The sequence below is a fragment of the Streptomyces sp. NPDC046915 genome (genome assembly GCF_040644935.1).
Classification (GTDB): Bacteria; Actinomycetota; Actinomycetes; order Streptomycetales; family Streptomycetaceae; genus Streptomyces.
The window spans coordinates 121,075-144,109 of the sequence record NZ_JBEYXB010000023.1; the positions used below are offsets into that span (position 1 = coordinate 121,075).

Annotated in this window: 25 protein-coding genes and 4 pseudogenes; 14 read left to right on the forward strand and 15 right to left on the reverse strand. The window is 69.1% G+C overall.

Annotated elements, in window-relative coordinates; genetic code table 11:
- Window positions 1-119 precede the first annotated feature (119 nt).
- Together ABZ915_RS40350 and ABZ915_RS40355 are read left to right on the forward strand one after the other, a co-directional pair.
- Window positions 120-467: an FAD-linked oxidase C-terminal domain-containing protein gene (locus ABZ915_RS40350; protein ID WP_361813877.1), complete on the forward strand. Its 348-nt coding sequence runs from the start codon at window positions 120-122 to the stop codon at window positions 465-467.
- A gap of 23 nt (window positions 468-490) precedes the next feature.
- A complete protein-coding gene (locus ABZ915_RS40355) occupies window positions 491-2,044 on the forward strand; it encodes an acetolactate synthase large subunit (RefSeq protein WP_361813879.1) in 1,554 nt (517 codons plus the stop codon).
- Between the two features lie 38 nt (window positions 2,045-2,082).
- Here ABZ915_RS40355 and ABZ915_RS40360 read toward each other — a convergent pair whose 3' ends face one another.
- The 8 genes from ABZ915_RS40360 to ABZ915_RS40395 form a co-directional block, all read right to left on the reverse strand.
- Window positions 2,083-2,640, reverse strand: coding sequence for a NifU family protein (locus ABZ915_RS40360; RefSeq protein WP_361813835.1), 558 nt, complete (start codon window positions 2,638-2,640; stop codon window positions 2,083-2,085).
- A gap of 9 nt (window positions 2,641-2,649) precedes the next feature.
- The gene (locus ABZ915_RS40365; protein WP_361813837.1) at window positions 2,650-4,602 is read right to left on the reverse strand and encodes a ferrous iron transporter B; all 1,953 of its coding nucleotides are present in this window, start codon (window positions 4,600-4,602) and stop codon (window positions 2,650-2,652) included.
- Window positions 4,599-4,901, reverse strand: a complete 303-nt coding sequence (locus ABZ915_RS40370) for a FeoA family protein (RefSeq protein WP_361813839.1) — start codon at window positions 4,899-4,901, stop codon at window positions 4,599-4,601. Before ABZ915_RS40370 ends, ABZ915_RS40365 begins: the two co-directional genes overlap by 4 nt.
- A 204-nt stretch (window positions 4,902-5,105) precedes the next feature.
- A complete protein-coding gene (locus ABZ915_RS40375) occupies window positions 5,106-5,822 on the reverse strand; it encodes a CBS domain-containing protein (RefSeq protein WP_361813841.1) in 717 nt (238 codons plus the stop codon).
- A 451-nt stretch (window positions 5,823-6,273) separates the two neighbouring features.
- Window positions 6,274-6,651: a hypothetical protein gene (locus ABZ915_RS40380; protein ID WP_361813843.1), complete on the reverse strand. Its 378-nt coding sequence runs from the start codon at window positions 6,649-6,651 to the stop codon at window positions 6,274-6,276.
- A gap of 208 nt (window positions 6,652-6,859) precedes the next feature.
- Window positions 6,860-7,192, reverse strand: a complete 333-nt coding sequence (locus ABZ915_RS40385) for a cupin domain-containing protein (RefSeq protein ID WP_361813845.1) — start codon at window positions 7,190-7,192, stop codon at window positions 6,860-6,862.
- A 114-nt stretch (window positions 7,193-7,306) separates the two neighbouring features.
- Window positions 7,307-8,317 carry an alcohol dehydrogenase AdhP gene (adhP, locus tag ABZ915_RS40390; RefSeq protein ID WP_361813847.1) on the reverse strand — a complete coding sequence of 337 codons (1,011 nt, stop codon included), beginning with the start codon at window positions 8,315-8,317 and terminating at the stop codon, window positions 7,307-7,309.
- A 279-nt stretch (window positions 8,318-8,596) separates the two neighbouring features.
- Entirely contained in the window at window positions 8,597-8,887 is a 291-nt protein-coding gene (locus tag ABZ915_RS40395) for a hypothetical protein (protein ID WP_361813849.1), read from the reverse strand.
- Window positions 8,888-9,050: 163 nt separating this feature from the next.
- Here ABZ915_RS40395 and ABZ915_RS40400 point away from each other — a divergent pair, with 163 nt between their 5' ends.
- From ABZ915_RS40400 to ctaD, 4 genes and pseudogenes are all read left to right on the forward strand, one after another.
- Window positions 9,051-9,515 (forward strand): putative PEP-binding protein, encoded by a 465-nt coding sequence (locus ABZ915_RS40400; protein ID WP_361813851.1) that lies wholly within the window; start codon window positions 9,051-9,053, stop codon window positions 9,513-9,515.
- Window positions 9,512-9,565: pseudogene (locus ABZ915_RS40405) on the forward strand (hypothetical protein); the annotation flags it as partial. The gene ABZ915_RS40400 and the pseudogene ABZ915_RS40405, both read left to right, overlap by 4 nt.
- A gap of 228 nt (window positions 9,566-9,793) precedes the next feature.
- On the forward strand, window positions 9,794-10,807 hold the full coding sequence (locus ABZ915_RS40410; protein ID WP_361813880.1) for a 2-hydroxyacid dehydrogenase: 1,014 nt from the start codon (window positions 9,794-9,796) through the stop codon (window positions 10,805-10,807).
- A 261-nt stretch (window positions 10,808-11,068) separates the two neighbouring features.
- Window positions 11,069-12,703 carry a cytochrome c oxidase subunit I gene (ctaD, locus tag ABZ915_RS40415; RefSeq protein ID WP_361813882.1) on the forward strand — a complete coding sequence of 545 codons (1,635 nt, stop codon included), beginning with the start codon at window positions 11,069-11,071 and terminating at the stop codon, window positions 12,701-12,703.
- 593 nt (window positions 12,704-13,296) lie between these two features.
- Here ctaD and ABZ915_RS40420 read toward each other — a convergent pair.
- Window positions 13,297-13,671, reverse strand: a complete 375-nt coding sequence (locus ABZ915_RS40420) for a class I SAM-dependent methyltransferase (protein ID WP_361813853.1) — start codon at window positions 13,669-13,671, stop codon at window positions 13,297-13,299.
- A 186-nt stretch (window positions 13,672-13,857) separates the two neighbouring features.
- Between ABZ915_RS40420 and ABZ915_RS40425 the strand changes: the two genes are divergently transcribed.
- Window positions 13,858-14,385: a DinB family protein gene (locus ABZ915_RS40425; RefSeq protein WP_361813855.1), complete on the forward strand. Its 528-nt coding sequence runs from the start codon at window positions 13,858-13,860 to the stop codon at window positions 14,383-14,385.
- Window positions 14,386-14,395: 10 nt separating this feature from the next.
- Here the strand turns inward: ABZ915_RS40425 and ABZ915_RS40430 are convergent.
- Both ABZ915_RS40430 and ABZ915_RS40435 read right to left on the reverse strand, forming a co-directional pair.
- Window positions 14,396-14,566, reverse strand: a pseudogene (locus tag ABZ915_RS40430) (transposase); the annotation flags it as partial.
- A gap of 8 nt (window positions 14,567-14,574) precedes the next feature.
- The gene (locus tag ABZ915_RS40435; protein ID WP_361813857.1) at window positions 14,575-14,943 is read right to left on the reverse strand and encodes a VOC family protein; all 369 of its coding nucleotides are present in this window, start codon (window positions 14,941-14,943) and stop codon (window positions 14,575-14,577) included.
- A gap of 63 nt (window positions 14,944-15,006) precedes the next feature.
- Between ABZ915_RS40435 and ABZ915_RS40440 the strand changes: the two genes are divergently transcribed.
- From ABZ915_RS40440 to ABZ915_RS40450, 3 genes are all read left to right on the forward strand, one after another.
- Window positions 15,007-15,465, forward strand: coding sequence for a MarR family transcriptional regulator (locus ABZ915_RS40440; RefSeq protein WP_361813859.1), 459 nt, complete (start codon window positions 15,007-15,009; stop codon window positions 15,463-15,465).
- 295 nt (window positions 15,466-15,760) lie between these two features.
- A complete protein-coding gene (locus tag ABZ915_RS40445; RefSeq protein ID WP_361813861.1) occupies window positions 15,761-16,324 on the forward strand; it encodes a cysteine hydrolase in 564 nt (187 codons plus the stop codon).
- A 244-nt stretch (window positions 16,325-16,568) separates the two neighbouring features.
- The gene (locus ABZ915_RS40450) at window positions 16,569-16,838 is read left to right on the forward strand and encodes a DUF4262 domain-containing protein (RefSeq protein WP_361813884.1); all 270 of its coding nucleotides are present in this window, start codon (window positions 16,569-16,571) and stop codon (window positions 16,836-16,838) included.
- Window positions 16,839-17,167: 329 nt separating this feature from the next.
- On the opposite strand, the pseudogene ABZ915_RS40455 reads toward ABZ915_RS40450, so the two are convergent.
- Both ABZ915_RS40455 and ABZ915_RS40460 read right to left on the reverse strand, forming a co-directional pair.
- Window positions 17,168-17,494 (reverse strand): annotated as a pseudogene (locus tag ABZ915_RS40455) (IS5/IS1182 family transposase); the annotation flags it as partial.
- A gap of 227 nt (window positions 17,495-17,721) precedes the next feature.
- Window positions 17,722-18,477 carry an SDR family oxidoreductase gene (locus tag ABZ915_RS40460; RefSeq protein ID WP_361813863.1) on the reverse strand — a complete coding sequence of 252 codons (756 nt, stop codon included), beginning with the start codon at window positions 18,475-18,477 and terminating at the stop codon, window positions 17,722-17,724.
- Window positions 18,478-18,605: 128 nt separating this feature from the next.
- On the opposite strand from ABZ915_RS40460, the gene ABZ915_RS40465 reads away from it, so the two are divergent.
- The 4 genes from ABZ915_RS40465 (at window position 18,606) to ABZ915_RS40480 (ending at window position 22,172) form a co-directional block, all read left to right on the forward strand.
- Window positions 18,606-19,040: an Rrf2 family transcriptional regulator gene (locus ABZ915_RS40465; protein WP_014182561.1), complete on the forward strand. Its 435-nt coding sequence runs from the start codon at window positions 18,606-18,608 to the stop codon at window positions 19,038-19,040.
- 947 nt (window positions 19,041-19,987) lie between these two features.
- Window positions 19,988-20,419, forward strand: coding sequence for a carbonic anhydrase (locus ABZ915_RS40470; RefSeq protein ID WP_361813865.1), 432 nt, complete (start codon window positions 19,988-19,990; stop codon window positions 20,417-20,419).
- 183 nt (window positions 20,420-20,602) lie between these two features.
- The gene (locus ABZ915_RS40475; RefSeq protein WP_361813867.1) at window positions 20,603-21,592 is read left to right on the forward strand and encodes an MBL fold metallo-hydrolase; all 990 of its coding nucleotides are present in this window, start codon (window positions 20,603-20,605) and stop codon (window positions 21,590-21,592) included.
- Between the two features lie 277 nt (window positions 21,593-21,869).
- Complete coding sequence (locus tag ABZ915_RS40480) at window positions 21,870-22,172, forward strand: transposase (protein WP_361813869.1); 303 nt, start codon at window positions 21,870-21,872, stop codon at window positions 22,170-22,172.
- A 532-nt stretch (window positions 22,173-22,704) separates the two neighbouring features.
- Here ABZ915_RS40480 and ABZ915_RS40485 read toward each other — a convergent pair.
- A complete protein-coding gene (locus ABZ915_RS40485; protein WP_361813871.1) occupies window positions 22,705-22,869 on the reverse strand; it encodes a hypothetical protein in 165 nt (54 codons plus the stop codon).
- A gap of 77 nt (window positions 22,870-22,946) precedes the next feature.
- Window positions 22,947-23,035 (reverse strand): annotated as a pseudogene (locus tag ABZ915_RS40490) (LysR family transcriptional regulator); the annotation flags it as partial.

The following is a 23,035-nucleotide window of genomic DNA, read 5'->3' on the forward strand; positions in this document are numbered from 1 at the left end:
GTTGCTGGAGCTCGCGGCGGCCGACGCGTACGTGCTGCCCCCGGCCGCCGCACGCCGCCTGAATCCAGGCCCGCGAGCACGCGTTCTGGGCGGCGAAGGCGGCCGGCGCAGACGAGGTCGTGGACATCGTCGTACCGCGCGCGTCGCTGCTGCGGCTGCTCACCGAGGGGGACGCCATCGCCCGGGACACCGGATCGCTCGTCACCGGCTGCGGGCACGCCGGCGACGGCAACGTACACCTGGCGGTCTTCCAGCCCGACCAGGTCCGGCGCGACGCGGTGCTCCGACGGCTGTTCCGGGCCGGGCTGGCGCTCGGCGGAGCCCTCTCCGGCGAGCATGGGATCGGCACGGCGAAACAGCCGTACTTCCTGGAACTGGAGGATCCCGCCCGGCTCGCGCTGATGCGCCGCATCAAGCACGCCTTCGACCCCGACGGGATCCTCAACCCGCATGTTCTGTTCGGCTGAGCGCGAGAAAGGCGGAATCCCCCGTGAACGGTGCCCACGCCGTGGCCCGCACCCTGCTGGCCTCCGGTGTCGAGGTGTGCTTCGCCAACCCCGGCACCTCCGAACTGCACTTCGTCACCGCCCTCGCCGACGAGCCCGCCCTGCGCGGCGTGCCCTGCCTGTTCGAGGGCGTGGCCACCGGCGCGGCGGACGGCTACGGCCGCATGACCGGCCGGCCCGCCGCAACCTTGCTGCACCTGGGTCCCGGGCTCGGCAACGGCTTGGCCAACCTCCACAACGCCCGCCGCGCAGCTACCCCGGTCGTCAACCTGATCGGCGACCACGCGACCTTCCACAAGCAGTACGACGCTCCGCTGGAGTCGGACATCGACGCGCTGGCGGCCACGGTCTCCGGGTGGGTGCGCCGCTGCGACGACGCCGCCACCGCCGGCGGTGTCGTGGCCGAGGCGGTTGCCGCCGCCACCGGTGCTCCCGGGCAGGTGGCCACGGTGATCCTGCCCGCCGACGTGGCCTGGTCCGACGGCGGCGAGCCCGCACCCCCGGTGCTGCCCCGGCCGTCCGCGACCGTGCCGGAGCAGACCGTTGCCGCGGTGGCGGCGGCCCTGCGCACCCGCGAGCCCGCCGCGATCCTGCTCGGTGGCGCCGCCACCCGTGAGACGGCGCTGCGCGCGGCGGGCAGGATCGCCGCCGCAACCGGTGCCCGGCTGCTGTGCGAGACCTTCCCGGCCCGCCTGGAACGCGGCGCGGGCCTGCCCGCCGTGGAGCGCCTCGGCTACCTCGCGGAAGGGGCGATGGCCCAACTCGACGGCGTACGGCACCTGGTGCTGGCCGGCGCCCGCGCCCCGGTGTCGTTCTTCGCCCACCCCGGTCTGCCCGGTCTCCTCACGCCCGAAGGATGCCAGGTGCACGTCCTGGCCACGCCGGGAGACGACGGCGCGGACGCCCTCGGCCACCTCGCCCACCTCGTCGCGGCCGACACCACCGTCCCGGTCCCGCACGCCGAGCGGCCGTTGCCCCCGACCGGCGCGCTGACCGCGCAGAGCGCCGCGGCGGCCATCGGCGCGCTGCTGCCCGAGGGGGCGATCGTCGTGGACGAGGCCAACACCTCCGGCCTGTGGCTGCCCGGCGCCACCGCGGGCGCACCCCGCCACGACTGGCTGACCCTCACCGGCGGCGCCATCGGCCAGGGCCTTCCGCTTGCCGTCGGCGCCGCGATCGCCTGTCCTGACCGGCCCGTGCTGTGCCTGGAGGCCGACGGCAGCGCCATGTACACCATCTCCGCGCTGTGGACTCACGCCCGCGAAGGGCTGGACATCACCACGGTCGTATTCGCCAACCGCTCCTACGCCGTACTAGGCATGGAACTCCAGCGCCTCGGCGCCCCGGCGGACGGCCGCGCCCGCCGCGACCTGCTCGACCTGTCCCGGCCCTGTCTCGACTTCGTCGCCCTCGCCGAGGGCATGGGCGTGCCGGCCTCGCGTGCCACCACCGCCGAGGAGCTCACCATCCAGCTGCGCAAGGCCTTCGCCGAGCCGGGACCCCACCTGATCGAAGCCCTCGTGCCGGCACTCTTCTGATTCGGCCGACAGCGGTGCCGCCGTCGTGCGGACCCTGCTCACCTGCCGTCGGAGCGATGACGGCCCGATCCGACGTGCCGGACCTCGACGAGCTGGGGGCATTGCCGGCGCAGCAGGCGCTCAAGTCCGTGGTGGAGGGTGAGCCAGGCGGCGGGACAGCCGTGGCAGGCGCCGACGAGGCGTACGGTGACGACGCCGTCGTGCACGCCGACCAGCTCGATGGCACCGCCGTGGGAGCGGGCTCGTTCGCCCACCGGTCCGGCGATGAGGTTCAGGGCGGCGGTGTGGAGCGGCGTGTCATCGCGGGGCCCTTCGGCGTCCGCCGCGGGGCTCCAACCGGTGGGATCCTCCAGGGCGTTGTGCAACGCGGTGCGAACCCGGGATCCGTCCGCCCGCCAGGAGTGGCCTTCGCCGAGGCGGGTGACGATGACAGCGGGTTCGACGGTGACGTGGGCGAGGGTGCCGTCGGCGAGCAGCGCCGCCAGCGGCGCCGGCACCGAGGCGGGCGCTCCCGTCCAGTCGAGGACACCGGCGGGGATGATCCAGCGCATCCGGTCGGGGTGATCGGGGACGGGCTGGGGGTGCAGGGGGATCATCGGCGCTGTTCACCCACCCGTCACAGCGGCAGTGATGGTGTGGGCGAGGTAGGCCATGAGCCAGGCCGTCACGGTCAGGTAGGTGAAGGCGATCGTCGGCCATTTCCAGGTGCCGGTCTCCCGCCGGATCACCGCGACGGTGGCCATGCACTGCAACGCGTAGGCGAAGTAGACCAGGAGTGCCGCGATCGTGGGCGCGGTGAAGACCTTCTGTCCCGCGTGGGATCCGTCCTGGTAGGTCAGGGTCCGCAAAGCGGCTGTCGGATTGTCGGGGTGCTGGGCGGCGGCGACCTGCCCGAGGGTGGCGACGAAGGTCTCCCGGGCCGACTGGGCCGACAGGATGCCGACGTTGATGCGCCAGTCGGAGCCCAGCGGGTCGAAGACGGGGGAGACCAGCCGGCCGAGATCGGCTGCGTAGCTGTGATCGATGGTGTAGGCGGACACGGCCACGGAGTCGCCGGTGTCCACGCCGGCCGCCTGCAACTGGGCGGGGGAGTGCAACGGCAGGTTCAGCGCCAGCCACAGCGCGAGGGAGGTGGCGACGATGACGGTCGAGCACTTGCGCAGGAAGGCTCGGGCGGAGGACCACATCGTCAGCAGTACCGCGCGGGGTGCGGGCAGCCGGTAGGGCGGCATCTCCATGAAGAACGGCATGGGCGTGCCGTTCCGGTCGGTGACTTTCTTGATCACCCAGGCGGCGGCCATCGCTGAGACGGCGCCGAGCAGATACAGGCCGAACATGATCAGCCCTTGTGCGCCGAACGGGCCGATCCTGGCGGACGGTTCGACGAGCAGGCCGATCAGCAGCACATAGACCGGTAGCCGCGCGGAGCAGGTCATCAGCGGGGCGGCCATCATGGTGGCGAGGCGGTCCTTGGCCGAGGGCAGGGTGCGGGTGGCCATGATGCCGGGGATCGCGCAGGCGAACGACGACAGCAGCGCCACGAACGCCCGCCCTTCCAGCCCGGCACGCGCCATCACCCGGTCCATCAGGAACGCCGCCCGTGACAGGTAACCGACGCCCTCGAGCAGGGCGAGGAGCAGGAACAGCAGCATGATCTGCGGAACGAAGACGAGGACGCCGCCGACGCCGCCGATGATGGCGTCACCGAGCAGTCCGGACAGCCACCGGTTGGTGACGTGGCCGGCGACGAGACCGGACAGCCATCCGAACAACGCCTCCACATATCCCTGGAGCGGTGCCGCGAGGGTGAACACGGTCTGGAAGAACGCCATCATGACCGCGAAGAAGACGACCGTGCCCCACACGGGGTGCAGCAGCACGGCGTCGAGACGCTGGGTGGCCTTGTGGCGCTCAGCGGGGCGATAGCCGGCGAAGGCGAGAACCGACTCCGCCCAGGCGTCCAGCTCGACCGGGTCGGTGGGCGGTGCTAGGACGGGGACCGGCCAGGACCGCCACGCGGCGATCTGCTCGCGCAGCTGCCCGATGCCCAGGCCGCGGTGGCCGACGACCGGGAGCACCGCGACGCCCAGCGACTGGGAGAGCGCGTCGAGGTCCAGGTGGCCCTGGCGCAGGGACAGTTCGTCGGTGAAGGTGACCACCACGCAGGTCGGCAGGGCGCGGGCGAGGACCTGCGCGACCAGCGTCAGCGACCTGCGCAGGGTGGTGGCGTCCACGACGACGAGCAGCGCGTCCGGCCGAGGTGTGCCGTCCAGCCGGCCGTCCAGGACATCGACGGTGATCTGCTCGTCCGGACTGATCGGCTCCAGGCTGTACGTGCCGGGCAGATCCTCGATCACATGACCACGCCCGCCGGCCCGGCAGGTACCCACGTAACGGGACACCGTCACGCCCGGGTAGTTGCCGGTCTTGGCGTGCAGGCCCGTCAGGGCGTTGAAGACGCTGGTCTTGCCCGCGTTGGGGCTGCCGACCAGCGCGATACGTGCCTCATCGGCCGTCACCGCGCCTGCGCCACCGGGTTCGTGGCAGCCGGCGGTCACTGCTCCACCTCGGTCGTGTGCACGCATGCGGCCTGGGCCCGGCGCAGACACACCTCGTAGTCCTTGACCCGGTAGACGACCGGGTCGCGGAGCGGGGCACGGCGTACGACCTCCACCACCGTCCCGGGGGTGAATCCGAGGGCGCCCAGTCGGCGGGCCGTGTCCGGCGCACCGTCCGCGAGGACCTCGACGACCGTGGCCCGCTCACCGGGCACAAGATCGGCCAGGGCGCGCGGCGCGCCCTCCGACACGGCCGCTTGGCGTCCCGCCTGAGCGGCGCCCCTACCACCCACGTTCATCTGTGTCTCCGCTACGCCATGCCGGACGAGGACCGCCGGCCACACCATTGTCAGTAAGGTGAGGCTAGGCTTACGCGATCTGGTCGGCGGTAGGATTATGGCCTGTATGAACGGGCCGTCCGGCCCAAAGCCAAGGACCTTCTGCCCCCTGGGCCGACCCATCCGTGTGGTGCGTGGTCCCGTGCAGGGAGTCAGTACCTGGCCTCAGCCGATTCGCGGGCTCGTCTGCCCCGTGCGCAGCACCGTCGCATCCCGGCCGTCGTCGAGACGGTGGGCGAGGCTGTTGACGACGCCGACCACTCCATCGATCCGATACGTCAGCTGAACCGCCATTGGGATGTCGCTGCGGCGCTCCAAGCACCCCTCCAGCGTGACCATGCCGTCCCGGACCGAGACGTTCACGGCGCCGGGCGGCAAGCACATGGCCCGGGTGAACACGTCGTCGACGACTTCCCGGCCGATTTCCTCATCCGTGCGCAGGAAGACGCGCAGCAGGTCCCGTCGGGTGGTGATGCCGATCAGCCGGTCCTCCTCGTCCACGACCGGGAGGCGTTCGACGCCGCGGCGTTCCATCACGCGGGCGGCGTCCGCGACCCGCTGTTCGGGATGCACGGTGACGGCGGGCGACGTCATCAACTCCTCGGCCGTGGTGGCCCGGAGGACGGCGTCCGTACGGCGGGCGGCGCGGCGCAGCATGGGCACCCGGAACCGTCGTACAGGGCGGCTGGCGGACTGGGCCGCCTGGCGGCGGATCAGGTCGGTCTCGGAGATCACTCCCAGGACCTTGTCGTCGTGGTCCACCACGGGCAGCCCGCTGATCCGGTGCCGGTCCAGCAGTCGTGCCACGTCCTTCAAGGGTGTTGTCCGGCGGGCTTGGACGACCTCGCGGGTCATCACCTCACCGACGATGCGAGTCATCATGCCCACTTTCTTCCTCGTCCGCCGTTCATGAGCGGAGCGCGACGGGGTGCTGCGCCGGATCGCCCGTCGGAGAGTGCGGGACGTGGCGGCGTACTACGGGCACCGGGGGCCGGAACGCACGGGCCCGCTCGGCCGTGGTGGCCTTTGTCGTCCCTTCGGACCGTCCCGAGGAGCCGGCCCCCTGGTGCTTTTTCAGCTTCTCTCCTGGACAGCGGCCCGGGCAGGGGCGGAGCGTCCCTGAGCCGAGGACCGAATTGCCCAACCGTCCTCGGGGCATGGCCGATGAAGACGTCGTTGAGCGCAGGGAGACGACAGTCGCGGACGCGGCGCAACGGCAGAGCCACACTCCGGCAGACGGAACGCGGTGACCCGCATTGCGCAGTCGCACCGAAGAGCCTAGGCCCGGTCGGTGAACCGCCGCCGACCGGGCCTGCGCTCACCAGAGGTCACGTCAGGCTGGGCGTCGATCGCCGCTGCGCCATGGCGGTGGCGTCTTCTGGTGGCCGGTGGCCCAGGTGTGGGCGGCCTTGTCGGTCTGGCGGCGCAGCCGGTCCTGGAGCTGGTCGACGACTTCGTGGCCGGTGGCCTCCTCGGCGAGGACGACCACCTGCCGCTTGCCGACGTACAGGTCGGCGGTGGCCGACCAGGGGCGGTCCGCGTGGTGGGCGGCCGCCCGCATGATCCGCACCTCGCCGCTGACTGCGGGCAGGCCCGGCCGGCCCACCACGGCGTCGATCTTCGTGCGTGCGTAGGCGAGTGTGTCCTCGTCCACCGCGCCGTCGGAGCGCAGCCTCACCATGGGCGTGGCCTGCGTGTCATCGCTGGTCATGTCGGGCCTACCTTTCAAGCGGGTCTGATCGGTCTCACGTCCTGCCGTAAGGGGCGAGTCGCACAGCACCACTGAGACGGGCGCTGTGAACACGAGATCGCCGGGGCTCACGGGCCGGGAGCTCGGGGCGGAAGACGGCGTCGGCGCCCAGCCGTTGCCCGGCTGCCGCGTGCTCCTCGGTGTGCGGGCGTCGTCGGCGGGGGATGCGTCAGCCCTGTTTGGCGACGGTGAGCAGCACCGCCGCGTCTTCGATCGCCTCCAGACCGTGGCGGGCCCCGGGGATGGTGATCAGGTCGCCGGTCCGGCCCTCCCAGGAGTTGTCGCCGCTGGTGAGCTTCACACGTCCGCGTAGCACCAGCAGGGTTGCCTCGCCGGGGCTCTCGTGCTCTGCGAGGGCCGTGCCGGCGGTCAGCGCGAGGACGGTCTGGCGCAGGACGTGTTCGTGGCCGCCGTAGACGGTGGCGGCGCTGCGACCGGTGGAGGCGGCCGTGGCGCGTTCCAGGTGCTCGCGGGTGAGTGCGTCGAGTGAGAGTTTCTGCATGGGTTCCAGTCTCCACAGACGTGACGGGCAACGCTCGCGCCGTGCTGTGCGCGCCGTGCGGGTGCCGCAGGCGGACGCTCCCACGGTGCGGGGGCGGTGCTTGGATCCGGCGGGTCAGATCTCGAAAACGATGCGGGCCTTGATCTGCCCGTTCAGGACCTCGGCGATGGACTCGTTGACCGTCTCCAGCGGCCGGGTCTCGTAGATCACCTTGGTACGTCCGGTGGCGTGCAGCTGGAACACCTCGTCCAGGTCCTGACGGGTGCCGACGATCGAACCGATCACGGAGGTGCCGTTCAGGACGGTGTCGAAGATCGGCACCTGGATGGTCCCGCCGGCGGGCAGAGCGACCATGACCAGTTTGCCGCCGCGCCGCAGACCGCCGTAGACGGCGGTGAACGCCTGCTCGTTGACGGCCAGTGCGAGGGCCGCGTGGGCGCCGCCGTGCTGCTTGAGCACCTCGGCCACATCCTCCTTGCGGGCGTCGATCAGGATGTCTGCGCCGAGCTCCCGGGCCAGCTCGAGCTTGTCGTCGGTGACGTCGATCGCTGCGACGGTCGCACCGGCGATCTTGGCGTACTGCACCGCCAGGTGCCCGAGCCCGCCGACGCCGGAGATCGCCACCAGCTGGGTCGGACGGACGCCGGCGACCTTGAGCGCCTTGTACGTGGTGACGCCGGCGCAGGTCAGCGGGGCCGCGTCGCGCGGGTCGATGCCGTCGGGGACCGGCGCGGCGAAGTCGGCCGGGGCGAGCATCTTTTCGGCGTACGCGCCGTCCACGCCGTAGCCGGTGTTCTGCTGCTGCTCGCACAGTGTCTCCCAGCCCGACAGGCAGTGCTCGCATCGCCCGCAGGCCCAGCCCAGCCAGGGCACGGCCACCCGCTGCCCGACGGCCAGATGCGTCACGGCGTCCCCCCGCGCCTCGACGATACCGACGCCCTCGTGCCCGGGGACGAACGGCGGGGTCGGCTTGACCGGCCAGTCACCGTGCGCGGCGTGGATGTCGGTGTGGCACAGCCCGGAAGCCTCCAGGCGGATGCGGACCTGGCCGGGGCCGGGCTCCGGGACCGGGCGCTCCTCGATCACGAGCGGTTCACCGAAGGACCGGACGACTGCTGCCTTCATCAGATGCTCCTTGGGAACTTGTTCGATGCGGTGCGATCCCATCGTCGAACGCGTGCGCGTACGGCAGCAGGTGCTGGACGTCCTTGCGGGTGGGGCCGCTCGGCCCCTGACCAGTTGGATACCCCCCTTCCGGAGCGGCGCGGGGGGCGGCCTTGGTTCGTCCGCGTGGGTTCGGCAAGACCTCCGATGAACAAGGGACCGGTCACGCCCGGCGGGGCTTTCTGTTGCAGGAGACGGACGGCACAGCACGAGGAGCATGTTCCAAACAGCGTTGAGATCTCAGTCCTCGGCTGGCAGGTCTGGCCAGTTCGGATCACCCAGATCCTTGAGGACCTGCTCCGACAGCCGGGTGAGCCCCGTACCGCGCCCCCGGGCGAAGCATCCGCGAGCCTCGCACCGGGCGTGCTCCAAGGCAGCAGCCCGAGCGGCATCTTCGCTGTCGTACCGCGTCACGTTGCGCCGCTCGTAGCCCTCCTGCGAATCGGCGGAGGCCTGCCCGGCTTCAAGGGCCCGGCAGCTTTCCCAGCCGTGGTACTTGTCACCCTGGTCGCTCACCCAGAAGTACGTCATGACGCGGAGTCTGCCACCGAGAGGGGGGTGTACTGGATCTTCGTCGTTTCCGCGGCCTGTTCGAGCCTGTTCGGGGTGATGAATGGCAGCCCTTGGTGGGGCCGGGTCGGCGGGCTGCCGCAGGCTGCTGACGGAGTCGCGGCCAGCCCCGGGGTTCTGGGGCGTGCTTGGGGTTGCCGATGTCGAGTTCGTCGCTCGTATCGGCATCCCCAGGGCCATGGACGGGTTGCCGGTGACCATCCGGCTCGTCGACCCGCCGCTGCACGAGTTTCTGCCCCACGCGCGGAACTGGTCGTCCGCCTGGCGAGCGCCCCCCACCCAGTCGTCCACGACCGCGAACTCCTCGATGCCGTCGACCGCCTGCAATGAGCAGAACCCGATGCTGGGCCTGCGCGGCGTCCGGCTCGGCCTGTCCGTCCCCGGCCTCATGGCCATGCAGGTCCGCGTGACAGCCGAGGCCGTCGTCCACTGGCTGTGCGAGGGCGGCCGACCGCACGCCGCGATCATGATCCCTCTCGTCGGAACGGTCGAGGAACTGCGTCTGGCCCGGACAGGAGGCGGAGCGCGTACTCGCCGAAGTCCCGGCCGAGACAGGGAAACCCCCTGCACCTGCCGATCGGCACGATGATCGAACTACCCGCGCGGCTCCTCGCCGCCGGGCGCATCGCGGAAGTCGCGGACTGCTTCTCCTGCCACGCCGACGACCTCACCCAGACCACCTGGGGCCTGTCCCGAGGCATCCCTCTTCCCGCTGTACCTCGAGAAGAACATCTTCAGCGCGCCCCCTCAAGACGATCGACCGGTGTCCTGGGACGACGGGTCCACCCCCGGAGCCAATCGGCCCTCTTCCCTTCCGCGTTCCCGGCCTACCGTGGGGTGATCAACCGATCGACGGGAGGAGAGCAGGTGGACATCGTCGCGTACGGCGTCCTCGTGGACGAGGAGCCGCTGCTGAGGGAAGCGTTCGACGAGGCGTTCGCTGGCAGGCATGAGCTGCGGTGTCTGGGACTGTTCCTGGACGGGGACACCGCCCCGACCGCTGCGGGCCACGAGGTGGTGCTCAGCAGTGTCAACGACACCCTGGACGCCGGAGTGCTGCGATCGCTGGCCACGGGCGGCACCCGCCTGATCGCCCAGCGGTCCACCGGCTACAACAACATCGACCTGACCGCCGCCAGGGAACTCGGGCTCACGGTCGCCCGGGTCTCGTCCTACTCGCCGTACTCGGTCGCCGAGTTCGCCTGGACCCTGGCCCTGGCGGTCAACCGCCGGATCGTCCGGGCCGCCCACCGCACCCGTGAGTTCGACTTCCGGCTCGATGGGCTGATGGGCCGGGATCTGCGCGGCCGGACGGCCGGTGTGGCGGGCACCGGAAAGATCGGCGCCGCGTTCGCCCGGATCGCCCACGGGTTCGGGATGCGGCTGCTGGGCTGGGACGTCGCGGAGAACCCCGACTGCCTCGCCCTCGGTATGGAGTACGTCCCCCGCGAGCGGCTGTTCGCCGAGGCGGACCTCGTCAGTCTGCACGTGCCACTGCTGCCCGAGACCCATCATCTCGTCGACGCCAAGGCCCTCGCGCTGATGAAGGACGACGCCGTCCTGGTCAACTCCAGCCGCGGCGGACTGGTGGACACCGACGCTCTGCTGGAGACGCTGCGCGCGGGCCGGCTCAGCGGAGTCGGCCTCGACGTGTACGAGGAGGAGGCCGGCGTCTTCTTCCTGGACAAGTCGCTGGAGGTGATGACCGACGAACGCCTCGCGAGGCTGATGACCTTCAGCAACGTCCTGATCACCTCGCACCAGGCCTATTTCACCCGGGACGCCGTCGGGCAGATCGCCCGGACCACCGTGGCCAACATCGAGGACTACTTCGCCGGCCGCCCCGGCCACGACGTGCTCGTTCGCCCCGAGACATCCTGATCCACGTCTGTTCCCCCTCGGCGCGACGTGAAGAGAGGCCGTTGGACCCCAGCCGACGTCCGTCCCGGGGCTGTTCGGCCCTATCCCGCCCGGGTACCGCTCGGACGATCATGAGGCGGCGGCCGGGAAGAGGCCAGGTCCATACCCGCACCACGGCACTTCCCGGCGCGTCGTCGACATGGCAGAAGGGGAGGACACCGTCCGGTGGACCAGGCACAGATACACAAGGTGGGGACCGCACGGCCGAGTGCCGGGGTCACCGTGGCCCCAGGAACGACCGGACGGGGCGTCCGGCCGTCGTGGGCGGAGTGGCTGACGACCACCGACCACAAGAAGATCGGGACGATGTACCTGGTCACCGCGTTCGCGTTCTTCATCGTCGGCGGTGTGCTGGCGCTGCTGATGCGCGCGGAGCTGGCCAGGCCCGGCCTGGAGATCATGTCGCAGGAGCAGTTCAACCAGGCGTTCACGATGCACGGCTCGATCATGCTGCTGATGTTCGCGATGCCGCTGTTCACCGGCTTCGCCAACTGGATCATGCCGCTCCAGATCGGCGCCCCGGACGTGGCGTTCCCGCGGCTGAACATGCTGGCCTACTGGCTGTTCCTGTTCGGTTCGTCGATCGCGGCCTTCGGCTTCCTCACGCCGGGCGGCGCCGCGGACTTCGGCTGGTTCCTGTACGCCCCGTTGTCGGACGCCGTCCACTCGCCGGGCCTGGGCGCCGACCTCTGGATCATGGGCGTGGCGCTGTCCGGCTTCGGCTCGATCCTCGGCGCGGTCAACTTCATCACCACGATCATCTGTATGCGCGCGCCCGGCATGACGATGTTCCGCATGCCGATCTTCACCTGGAACGTGCTGCTCACCGCCCTGCTGGTCCTGATCGTCTTCCCGGTGCTGGCCGCGGCGCTGTTCGCGCTGGAGATGGACCGCAAGTTCGGTGCGCACGTTTTCGACGCGGCCAACGGCGGGGCGCTGTTGTGGCAGCACCTGTTCTGGTTCTTCGGCCATCCCGAGGTGTACATCCTGGCGCTGCCGTTCTTCGGCATCGTCTCCGAGGTCATCCCGGTCTTCGCCCGCAAGCCGATGTTCGGCTACATGGGCCTGATCGGCGCGACCATCGCCATCGCCGGCCTGTCCGTGACGGTGTGGGCGCACCACATGTACGTCACCGGCGGTGTGCTGCTGCCCTTCTTCTCCTTCATGACGTTCCTCATCGCGGTGCCGACCGGCGTGAAGTTCTTCAACTGGATCGGCACCATGTGGAAAGGCTCGTTGTCCTTCGAGACGCCGATGCTGTGGACCGTCGGCTTCCTGATCACCTTCCTCTTCGGTGGCCTGACCGGGGTGATCCTGGCGTCACCGCCGATGGACTTCCACCTCTCGGACTCGTACTTCGTCGTCGCCCACTTCCACTACACCGTCTTCGGTACGGTCGTGTACGCGATGTTCGCCGGATTCCACTTCTGGTGGCCCAAGTTCACCGGCAAGATGCTCGACGAACGCCTCGGCAAGATCACGTTCTGGACGCTCACGGTCGGCTTCCACACCACATTCCTGGTCCAGCACTGGCTGGGCGCCGAGGGCATGCCCCGCCGGTACGCCGACTACCTGGCGGCTGACGGCTTCACCGCCCTCAACACCGTCTCGACGATCGGTTCGTTCCTGCTCGGCCTGTCGATCCTGCCGTTCTTCTACAACGTCTGGAAGACGGCCAAGTACGGCAAGCCGGTCGAGGTCGACGACCCGTGGGGTTACGGCCGTTCGCTGGAGTGGGCGACCTCCTGTCCGCCCCCGCGGCACAACTTCGTCTCCCTGCCGCGCATCCGCAGCGAGTCTCCCGCGTTCGACCTCCACCACCCGGAGATCGCCGCGCTCGAAGAAGCAGCGAGGTAGACCATGGCCCAGGCCGTCCTCGCTCTGGGGGCCGCGGCGGTGAGCGTGGCCGGGTGTGTCTGGTACCTGCCGGCGCTGGCCGACCTGCGCGCGGGAGCCGACCGGCCACTGGCCCGGCGCAGAGCCGCAGCGGCCTGCCTCAGCGGCTGGGCCACGACCGGGGTCGTCGCGGTACTGCTGCTCGTCTGTGAAGAATGGTGGACACCTTCCGGCGCGGCGGTGGCCGGTGCCGCTGTCACGGTGGCCCTTCGGGCAGGCGCGGCCGTACAGCGCCGCCGCGAACTGCGCGAGGCCGCACACGACTGGGCGGCGCTTGGCCACGACCGGCAACCATTCGACACGGGCCGTGCCCGGAGCGTCGTCGCCGTGCTCATCGTTTCGGGCTGGTCGTCGCCGTGGCCGTGGCGGCCCTCGGGGCGGTCGTGGAGCGCGAGCACGGCGTGGACTGGTGGATGGTTGCGGCTGTGTCCTCATTGGTGGCCGGACTGTTTCTCACCCTGGCGGGCGTCTATGGGCGGGGGCTGCCGGCGGGCGTCGTGCACCGTCACCGTCACCGTCACTGTCCCCGGGGCCAACCCTGAGCCCGAAACCGGTCACCCCGCCGACGGACCGCGTTGCTGATCGGCTCGGTGATGGATCGTGGCGACGCACGTGATGACGTCGTAGGAGCCGGCGGGGAACTCGGATATCGCATCCATGACGGTGAAGGTCACGGGAAGCGCAGCTGGAGTCAGTTTCTGGGCCTGCGCGGTGATCACCGGATCGGAATCGACTCCCTTGACTGTGGCGGCACGTTTGGCCAGGAGCCCTGATAGGTCACCGCTGCCGGAACCGACGTCCACGGCGCGGTTAAAGCGTCTCGGAAGCTGCCGCAGGATCCATCGGTGGTAATGGGCGTCGTGATCCCACGGATGGGTGGCATTGAAGCGTTCACGAGCCCGCAGGACTCCGGGCGACAGGATCTTCATCCACCCAGTTCACCAAGTCCCGGCAGTCAGCACACCCTGTTCCGGGATAAAGATCATCTTTCCCTGGCCCGTCTGAAAAACACCTACCAAGCTTGTCGTTTGACGTGGGGCGCAACCTGGCCTCCTCAGTGTCAGCGACGGGTATGTCCCTGGTCTTCGTGTGAGTTGGTCGGCCAGGGTGGGCGCATGACATGGATAGCGCCGCAGATCGAGCGCACGACGCGGATCAGTGATCTGGCCACGGTTCCCGAGCGGCAACTGCTGGAAGGCTGGCTGAATTGGCATCGCGAGACATTGCTGGCCAAGTGCACGGGGCTGGAGCCGGAGCAACTGACGCGGACCACTGTGGAGCCGTCGAACCTCACCTTGCTGGGTCTGGTGCGTCACATGGCGGAGGTAGAGCGGTCCTGGTTCCGGCGGCGCTTCGCGGGTGAGGACATCGGAAATGTCTTCACTGACCCGGGAGACGGCGATGAGGGCATTGCGGGAGCCGACGAGGCGAACGCGGAACGGGACTTCGAGAGGTTCCGGGCCGAGGTCGCCTCGTGCGAGGCGGCGGCAGCCGGACATGACCTCGACGAGACGTTCACGTCCGCGCGCGGCGCTGCCCTCAGCCTGCGCTGGCTCTACGTGCAGTTGATTCAGGAGTACGCCCGCCACAACGGACACGCCGACTTCCTGCGAGAGCGCACGGACGGAAAAACGGGCGACTGAGCTGGTGTTTCTAGCCTATACGCCGTGGCTGGTGCCCACCTTGTGGTGTGTGGGGCGGCTGTGGGCTTGCTTGCCCGGTGGCGAGGACGCGTCCCACGTCGTGATGGACGGCGGGGCGCTGATTCCTCGAGCCGGGCGGTCGGCCAGGGCTGGGCCGGGTGGGTTTCGGTGCACCGGCTGGTGAACCGGTCAAGCGCGGTCGTGGAGCGTGACCTGGTAGCCGTCGGGGTCGGCGAAGGTGAAGGTCCGACCGAAGGGGCCGTCGATCGGTGCTGAGACGATGGTGTGACCGTCGGTGACGAGCGCGTCGTGGATGGCCTGGACGTCGGTGGCGTGGAGCCAGATCGCGGCACCGATGCCGGGCTGAGCGACGGATGCGAGGTTGGTGCCGGGAATGACGTCGCGGAGTGCGAACGCGATCGGCTTCGTCTCGAAGACGACGGCGTGCGGAGGTCCGGCCGGCGAGCGGACGAGGCCCAGGTACTGCTCGTAGAACGCCTGCGAAGCGTCGAGGTCGCGCACTTGGAACGAGATGAAGTCGGGGCCGGTGGCGGGCATGATGACGCTCCTTCTTTCCATGTCAGTTTTCTGACATGCATCAAGCTATGTCAGAATGCTGACATGAGTCAAGAAGATGTCGGCGTAGACCTGGAGACGTCACTGGGCTACCAGCTCAAAGAAGCGTCGAGCGCCCTCCGCGCGGCCATGGAGGAAGTGCTGCGGCCGCTCGGGATGAGCGTGACGCACTACTCCTGCCTCGAACTGCTGGCGCAGCGACCGGGCTTGTCGAACTCCGAGCTCGCGCGGGGCGCGTTCGTGACACGGCAGACGATGAACGTGCTACTCCAGGCCCTGGAACGAGACGGCTACGTGACCAGGCCTGCGGAGGCACCCGTCGGGAAGGCGCTTCCCACGCGGCTCACGCCTCGCGGCCGACGAAGCCTCGAGAAGGCGAGCGCAGCCGTCCGGTCCGTCGAGGCCAGAATGCTGGCCGGCCTGACCGAGACCGAGCAGTCAGACGCGTTCCGGATCCTGCAGAGCATGATCCATTCCCTGCGCGGTGACAACGAGGGTGCATAGCTCGTTCCGCGGCGCACGTCTCGTCGCGCTCGGACAGGAGTGCGGCCGAGCCTGAAATCCGTGTCGGCGACGTCGAAAACCGACAGACCCCGACTACACCCTCTACTGCGATGAGCCGCTTATCACCGAGTTTGGACAGCACTTGGTGATCAGAGGGCAAGATAATGTCGATGAGAACCGACACCAGGCAGGGGCGCACTGCGACGCGACGCTGTTGAGGATCTCCAAAACCTCCACCGGGGCTCGATTGAGCCACCAGACTTGCTCTTGTTTCCAACAGGAAGGCACGGCAAGCATGGCGAACAGCGCACTTCTCGTGATGGACGTCCAACGGGACGTCGTGGCCATCGCCGACGACGGTTCCGGATATCTGCGGCGCTTGCGCAGCGCGATCGACGGCGCCCGGGCTGCCGGCATCACCGTGATCTACGTGGTGATGGGGGTACGGTCGGGTGATCCGGAAGTCAGCCCTCGCAACAGAGTGATGACAAACGTCGTGCGGGCCGGCTTGTTCACCGAGGGGGCGCCTGGCACCGAGATTCATCACGATGTTGCGCCCCAGCAGGGCGACGTGGTGGTCACCAAGAGGCGGGGGAGCGCATTCTCGGGCAGCGACCTCGACTTGGTGCTCAGGGCTCGCGATATCGACAGCCTTGTTCTCACCGGCATCGCCACTAGCGCTGTAGTGCTGTCCACCCTGTGGCACGCCATCGACCTGGACTTCGGCCTCACCGTCCTGACGGATGCCTGCCTCGACACCGACCCCGAGGTCCACCAGATGCTCACCGAAAAACTGTTCCCGCAGTGGGCAGATGTCGTCGCCGTCGAGGACTGGCTCAAAGCCATCACACCGCAGTAGCGGGAGGTCGTCCAGACCGTCGGGCGCAGAGCATTCCCACCTCCCACCGCAAGCACGCAAGTGGTGTCAAAACTCGTTTCTAACACAGAACTTGGGGAGCGGTCGCGGAGGGCGACGATGTCGTTCGATTGAAAGTGTGCGCGCGAGCCCCGGCTGCGCGATTCGGACGGTCACCTCGTAGCCTCCGCATATGACTGATGATCCGTTCCAGTGCCGCTGTGTCCTCTGCCATTAGGGCGCTGTACTGGCTGACGGCCAGAGGCATCCTGACGTGGTCGACGGTCATCAAGTTGCGCTCAGGCAGGTTGATCTCCGCTGGTACCGGACCTTCTTCGGACGGGCCATCGGGTTCTACCGACGGCCCCCTTTCCCTGTACTGCAAGTCGCGTGGCCCGATGGGGATGGCCGCTTCCACTGGGAAGAACAGGTCGAGGACAGGCATCGGGAGTCACAGCCCCAGTTGTGGCTGCCACCGAGTAAGCATCCTGTCGGGGTCTGGACAACCGAACTCTGATCCCGGAGCAGGTGGTACGCAAAGTCGGCGAGGCAGGTGAGAATTTCGCCGAGGCCGCGGACATGTCCGGCAACCATGTCCAGCTCATGCGCACCGGATCTGGCCGCGCTGCGGCCTACACGGTGGTGGTGCGCACCCGATGCACAACGACCACCACACAATACGTACCAACTGCACACCGCCGCGCGCTACTCAGCCTGCGCCAACTTGAAGGGGCAGGGCGAAGGGCTGGTGTGACCCGTACTCTGCGGACTTGCCCTGGTCGTGGGCGGCAGTCCGCGGAGAGGATCGTTCGTCAGGAGCAGCTCTCCTTAGATCTCACAACGCGTTCACGATCCGGTCTTCTTGAAGCGTGTCCAGCAGATGAGGCTGCAAGCCAACGGGACGAAGGCGTCGTGGAGTTCGATACGTCGTTCCCAGCGGACCGCGAGGCGTTTGAACTGGTGGAGCAGGGCGAAGGTCTGCTCGACGACGTAGCGGAGCTTGCCCAGGCCCTTGATGTTCGGGGGGCCCTTGCGGGAGATCACCGCCTGGATGCAGCGGCGTCGCAGCTCACCGCGCACAGCCTTCGAGTCGTACGCAGTGTCGCCCAGGAGGCACTCCGGCCGCCGCCAAGGCCGGCCGGGTCGTCCGGCAACGGGCGGGATGCCGTGGACGAGGTCGAGGGATTGGGTGCTCGGTCGTGATGACGTGCAGCGTGGTGCCCTTGCCGTCGCGGATCAGCTGGTGCTTGCTGCCCGTCTTCCGCCGGTCGGCCGGCGACGGACCAGTCGCGGCTCCCCCTCTTTCGCGCGCACGTGGGAGCCGTCCACGCACGCGCGGATCGTCGGCGGTGCGCGCCCCGAAGGCGCGATGTCCTTCGGGGCGCGGCAGGCGTTTCGGTTCAGGCGTTGTAGCCACCGTGGGCGTCAAGCACCGCACCCGTGACGTACGACGCGGCGGGGCTCGCCAGAAAGGCGATCGCCGCGGCGATTTCTTCGGGGTGACCCATGCGTTGCAGGGACAGCGAGCTGACCAGGGCCTTGAGAGTCTCGGGGTCCGGCCCTTCCATGCCGCCCTCCATCAGTCCGGCTTCCACGACGTTGGCCGTGATGTCCCGGGGCCCGAGGTCCCGTGCGACCCCCATGGTGTACCTCTCGATCCCTGACTTGGTCGCCGAGTAGTCGGCAAGGCCTGGGGCACCGACCCGGGAGCCCAGTCCGGAACTCACCGTGATGATGCGGCCTCCCGCGCGCAGCACGCGGGAGGCGGCCCGGATGACGGCGATCACGCCGAGGTAGTTGGTGGCGTGCATCCGGTCCAGCGCGGCGGTGTCGGCGTCCGGGTCGTCCACCGTGCGGCCCTGCTCCACCGAGATCGCCGCGTTGTTGACGAGGATGTCCAGGCCGCCGAAGTGTGCGACCACGTTCTCAATCAGCGCCGGCGCCTGACTCATGTCCGCCTGGTCGGACTTGAAGGCGACGGCCTTCGCTCCCTTGCCGCGCACCTCGTCGACGACAGCCTGCGCCTGCTTCTCGGAGCTGACATAGGTGAAGGCGACGTCGGCGCCCTGCTCGGCCAGCAGTCGTACGGTCGCGGCTCCCAGTCCGCGCGACCCCCCGGTGACCAGGGCGACCTTGCCCGTGAGTGGCTTGCTCATTCTTCTCACCTCGCTGATTGACCCTTCCCGATAGTCGCAACGTTAATTGTTACGACAGCTTGTTGCAACCTTCGCTGTTACGACTGTGCTGTCGTAACATAAAGCGTTGCGGCCGAGAGGAGGGGTTCATGAGTGCCAACAGCAGGTTGACCATTGCCGCCCACGCGCTGGCCTGGATCGGTCTCTACCAGCGCCAGGGCCATGAGGTCGCCACCTCCGAGCAGATCGCGACCAGCGCGAACACCAACCCCGTGGTGATCAGGCGGCTGCTCGGCGAGCTGCGCAGGGCCGGGCTCGTGGAGTCCCGGCGAGGCGTGGGCGCGGGATGGTCGCTGGCGCGCGAGCTGGGGTCGATGACCCTGCTCGACGTGTACGAGGCAGTGGAACCCGGCCCGCTGTTCGCGATGCACCGCACCACCCCGGACCAGGGATGCGTGGTGGGTTACGGCATTCAGCCGGCGATGCAGGGCATCTACGAGGGCATCGAGGAGACCCTGAGGCACGAGCTGGCCCGCGTCACACTCGAGAACGTACTCCGGGACGTACTCGCGGCACCTCGCTAGCCTTCCCGTGGTATGCCGCCATTGTCAGGGGCGGAAAGTCGGAACATCACGGGCCACGGGCTCGGTCCCATGCAGCAGGGCGCGGATGGTGCCCCGTCTCCTGGCGTGGGCGCTGCTTCAGCCTTGGTCGCGTAACACCTCCCATGCCCCCCAGCGGCAGGCCGGCCGCTGCCCTCGCTGTCGATGCTATTCACCTCGGCGGGCTGGGGGGTCTCGCTGGGCCGTCGGGAAAACAGACGGCGAGGGAGTAAAGGCGTGATGGCGAATTCAGACGGTACAACGGCGATCGCACGGCCCGGCCGCCTGGGGGACCCCCCCAAAACCTACGCACCGACCACGCGCCGATCCACGGGTCGTCGAAGCACTGACACCGTTCGGCCTGGACGGCAACGTCGCACCTGCCCCGCTCGGTCCCGACGCCTCGCGGGAGCAGCTAATCGAGTTCGTCACGGCTACCGGGACATCCGTCTCGTGTGGTGTGGATGTCCCTGCGCAGACGACGTTTTTCAGTTTCGCCTCGACTCCGTCCTTGGAGTGTGCGGTCTGGGAGCCGGTGTAGGGCTTGGGCCACAGGTTGCCGGGGGTGTGGGGTGCGCTGCCGAGTTCGAGGGGACGAGGTGGTCTTCCTCGTAGTCGGCCATGTTGGTGTCGGAGGAGCCGCGGTCGTGCCGACAGCCACATCACCGAGAGCACCGGCGTGGTCGACCCGGCCGAACCCGCGCTCATGGACTCATCTCGGCAGGTGCAAGTCGAGGTATTGAGGTATGAATCACGCCTCGGCGCGACACGCCGTATCGAATCACGCGAGGCGTTGACCTGCACGATCGCGATTTGCCGCAAAGTCGAGTGGCATGAGAGGCGGCAGCGAGCCAGGATTGGCGCCAACTGGAGGTCGCTGTCGGCGTCACCAGGGGCCAGGCTCAGAGCAGGATGGGGTTACCGGCACAGTGGTCGACACGGACGAGCTAGCCAAGCGGAACGCCGGGTTCGCCGACGGCGGATCATTCGCCAACCTCAAGCTCATGCCCAGCGGCAGCCTGACGGTCATCGGATGCGTCGACCCTCGTGTCGACCCGTCCGACGTACTCGGGCTCAAGCTCGGCGAGGCAGCGGTGATCCGGAACGTCGGAGGGCGGGTCACGACCGCGACACTCCGGACGCTGGGGATGCTCTCGAAGGTCGTGCAGGCCCGCACGGGCGGCCCTGGCCCGGTCGACAACCACTATGCGGTTCTGCACCACACCGACTGCGGGATCACGGACCTGGCCGCGTTCCCTGAGCTGCTGGTCGAGTACTTCGACGTTCCGGCCGGAGACCTGGACGCCAAGGCGGTCACCGACCCGGTCGCCGCCGTACCGCCCGTCCGAGTGGAAGCATGACACCGCGCGGCGCCTGCGGCCGGCGCGACCGCTGTGGGCCTGCGGCTTGTACCGGGATCTGCTTCCCTGGCCGTTCGTATCGGCGGGGAGGCGCTTTCTAGCATGTGCGACGATCACGGGCACCCGGCGGCCGAGGCGGCGTGGTCAGCGCCTCGTGTCGCGGAGGGACCGGCTGTTGACCCGGTGACGCTGCCCGAGGTCGACGAGGTCAGGGTCACGACGATGGTCGACAACACCTTCGACGCCCTGCTGGCCTCTGCCGAAGGCGTCGCCCGGGCGTCGGTGGGCGTCGGGTGGACCGCCGCGCGGCAGTTCGCCGGCGGCGAGGCCCTCGCGGGGCTGCGTGCCGAGCACGGCTTCTCCGCCCTGGTCACCGTCCAAAGCGGGACCGCGAACAGCACGCTGCTGTTCGATACCGGCGCGTCGCCGGACGGGCTGGCGGTGAACGCCGAGCGTCTTGGTATCGATGTCGGCGGCATACAGGGCGTCGTGCTCAGCCACGGACACTTCGACCACGCGGGCGGCTTCGACGGCCTGGCCCGGCTGCGCGGGCGCCCCGGCCTGCCGTTGACCCTCCACCCCGCGGTCTGGACCCGTCGCCGCCTGCAACTCCCCGGCGGCCAGGGGCTGGAGATGCCCACACTGTCACGGGGTGCCCTGGAACGCGAAGGGTTCGAGGTGATCGAGCGGCGGCAGCCGTCGCTGCTGGCCGGCGGCATCCTGATCACCGGCGAGGTGGACCGCGTCACCGAGTTCGAGCACGGCATGCCGCAGGCACACCAAGCCTGGGACGGGAACGGCTGGCGACACGACCCCGCCGTCATCGACGACCAGGCCCTCGTCATCAACGTGCGCGGCCGGGGACTTGTCATCATCACCGGGTGCGGCCACGCCGGAGTGGTCAACATCATCCGCCACGCCATGAGGCTGACCGGCGTCAGCAGACTGCTGGCCCTCATCGGCGGCTTCCACCTGAGCGGCCCCGCCTTCGAGCCGGTCATCGGCCCGACGGTGGCCGCGCTCACCGAACTCGCACCCGAGCTGATCGTCCCCGGCCACTGCACCGGCTGGCGCGCCCAGCACACCCTCGCCGCAGCCCTCCCGGATGCATGGGTGCAGACCAGCGTCGGAACCACCTACACACTCAGCGCCCCACAGGCGGGTGATGCCTGATCCCGGCTCAGCAGTCCCGGTTCAACCGCTGAAGCAGGCAGTGCAGCGTCGGCGGTACGCGAACGGGCTTCCGGGGGGTGCCTCGGATGGCACCGGGGGCGGTTGAAGCCGGCCCGCTCGCGAGACTGCGGAGAATCGGGATCATGGACGAGGTCGGCAGGCCCCTCGTCCGGGTGAGTCCGGGCTGACGAGTGAACGGTCGGGCTGGATGTGAAGAACCATCAGCGGTGCTGATCCATGGCCTCGATGTGAGGAACGGCCGCTGATGGTTCCGGGGATGACGCTACCGGCGTCGTTGCTGCTGACCGGGGCGGGGCTGTCACGACTGGGGCCGCATCGCAGGGCCCATACCTTCTTCTCGCAGGCGTCCTGGGATCCCGACCGGCTCGGCCTGCGGCCGACCCGTGCGGTCGTCGAGGCGCTGCTGCCGGTGGACGCGCCGGTCCCGGTGGTCATCGACGACATCCTGCTGCACCGGGTCGGGGAGAAGGTCTTCGGGTGGCAGCGATCTTGCAGATGTCACACCGGAAGGAGCGGCACGATGGGTGCCAGTGGCGGGGAGCACGTCGCGCCGTACTAACACGCCGTACTAAGGGACCGTCGAGAAGTCCCTGGAGGCTCTGCACGCGCAGGTCTTCCAGGAACTCTACGGCGGCGACGCGACCTCCCGGGACCTTGAGGAGCCGCGGCAGGACGAGGAGTTCATGGGGGGGAGGGGACCCACTCGATCCTGGACATCGACCGCGTCGTCCACGCAACCGTCGCTCCCTCAAACCACAACGTCGCGGACTACGGGACGCTGCGCCCGCTGGCACATGAGGGCATCGTGCACCATTTTGGCACCGATCACCCCACATCCTGCCGATGACGGTCACGGCCGCAGCGCCGCCTCACGGTCAGCGCGGTAGCGTCCCCTGCGAGGGGAGGCGCCGCAGGCTCGACAGCCGGCGCGAGGGCCGTGTTTATGGGCGTGTCGATGAGCCGGGAAGCCTGCCCGGTTTCCCGGCTGGGCACGTCCAGGGTGCACTGGACGACGCGTACGCGGATGTCCGCGGCGCACGGACGCTTCGGCCCCGGCCACCTCGGACCGTGGCGAGCCAGGAGCCGTCCGGCTAACTCTGGGCGAAGGTGACCGTCTCGTCGAGCGGTGCCCGCCCCGTACGGCCGTAAGCCACCGTGCCGTCCTCGAAACCGATCGACATGCCGCAGTAGAGGATGGGCCCGTCCGAGGGCGCCAGGACCTCCGCGACGGTCTTGCGATACACCGCCCGCGTCATTTGCCTGCAACTATCCAGCCCTTCGACGCGGAGCAGCAACATGACAGTTTGCAGATTGGACACGCAGGACGCGGGGATCAGGAGAGCCAGTCGGTGTAGCGGGTGGGGGCGAGGCGGGCGTCCTTGTCGGTGAGGACGTCGCCCTTGACGGCGGCGAACATGCCGG

Coding starts and splice junctions, on each gene's coding strand:
- ABZ915_RS40360 (WP_361813835.1), bottom strand. CDS start 2,640: ATGATCCCCCTGCACCCCCAGCCCGTCCCCGATCACCCCGACCGGATG.
- ABZ915_RS40370 (WP_361813839.1), bottom strand. CDS start 4,901: ATGAACGTGGGTGGTAGGGGCGCCGCTCAGGCGGGACGCCAAGCGGCC.
- ABZ915_RS40375 (WP_361813841.1), bottom strand. CDS start 5,822: ATGATGACTCGCATCGTCGGTGAGGTGATGACCCGCGAGGTCGTCCAA.
- ABZ915_RS40380 (WP_361813843.1), bottom strand. CDS start 6,651: ATGACCAGCGATGACACGCAGGCCACGCCCATGGTGAGGCTGCGCTCC.
- ABZ915_RS40385 (WP_361813845.1), bottom strand. CDS start 7,192: ATGCAGAAACTCTCACTCGACGCACTCACCCGCGAGCACCTGGAACGC.
- adhP (WP_361813847.1), bottom strand. CDS start 8,317: ATGAAGGCAGCAGTCGTCCGGTCCTTCGGTGAACCGCTCGTGATCGAG.
- ABZ915_RS40395 (WP_361813849.1), bottom strand. CDS start 8,887: ATGACGTACTTCTGGGTGAGCGACCAGGGTGACAAGTACCACGGCTGG.
- ABZ915_RS40420 (WP_361813853.1), bottom strand. CDS start 13,671: ATGAAGATCCTGTCGCCCGGAGTCCTGCGGGCTCGTGAACGCTTCAAT.
- ABZ915_RS40425 (WP_361813855.1), top strand. CDS start 13,858: ATGACATGGATAGCGCCGCAGATCGAGCGCACGACGCGGATCAGTGAT.
- ABZ915_RS40435 (WP_361813857.1), bottom strand. CDS start 14,943: ATGCCCGCCACCGGCCCCGACTTCATCTCGTTCCAAGTGCGCGACCTC.
- ABZ915_RS40440 (WP_361813859.1), top strand. CDS start 15,007: ATGAGTCAAGAAGATGTCGGCGTAGACCTGGAGACGTCACTGGGCTAC.
- ABZ915_RS40445 (WP_361813861.1), top strand. CDS start 15,761: ATGGCGAACAGCGCACTTCTCGTGATGGACGTCCAACGGGACGTCGTG.
- ABZ915_RS40460 (WP_361813863.1), bottom strand. CDS start 18,477: ATGAGCAAGCCACTCACGGGCAAGGTCGCCCTGGTCACCGGGGGGTCG.
- ABZ915_RS40465 (WP_014182561.1), top strand. CDS start 18,606: ATGAGTGCCAACAGCAGGTTGACCATTGCCGCCCACGCGCTGGCCTGG.
- ABZ915_RS40480 (WP_361813869.1), top strand. CDS start 21,870: ATGACGCTACCGGCGTCGTTGCTGCTGACCGGGGCGGGGCTGTCACGA.
- ABZ915_RS40485 (WP_361813871.1), bottom strand. CDS start 22,869: ATGACGCGGGCGGTGTATCGCAAGACCGTCGCGGAGGTCCTGGCGCCC.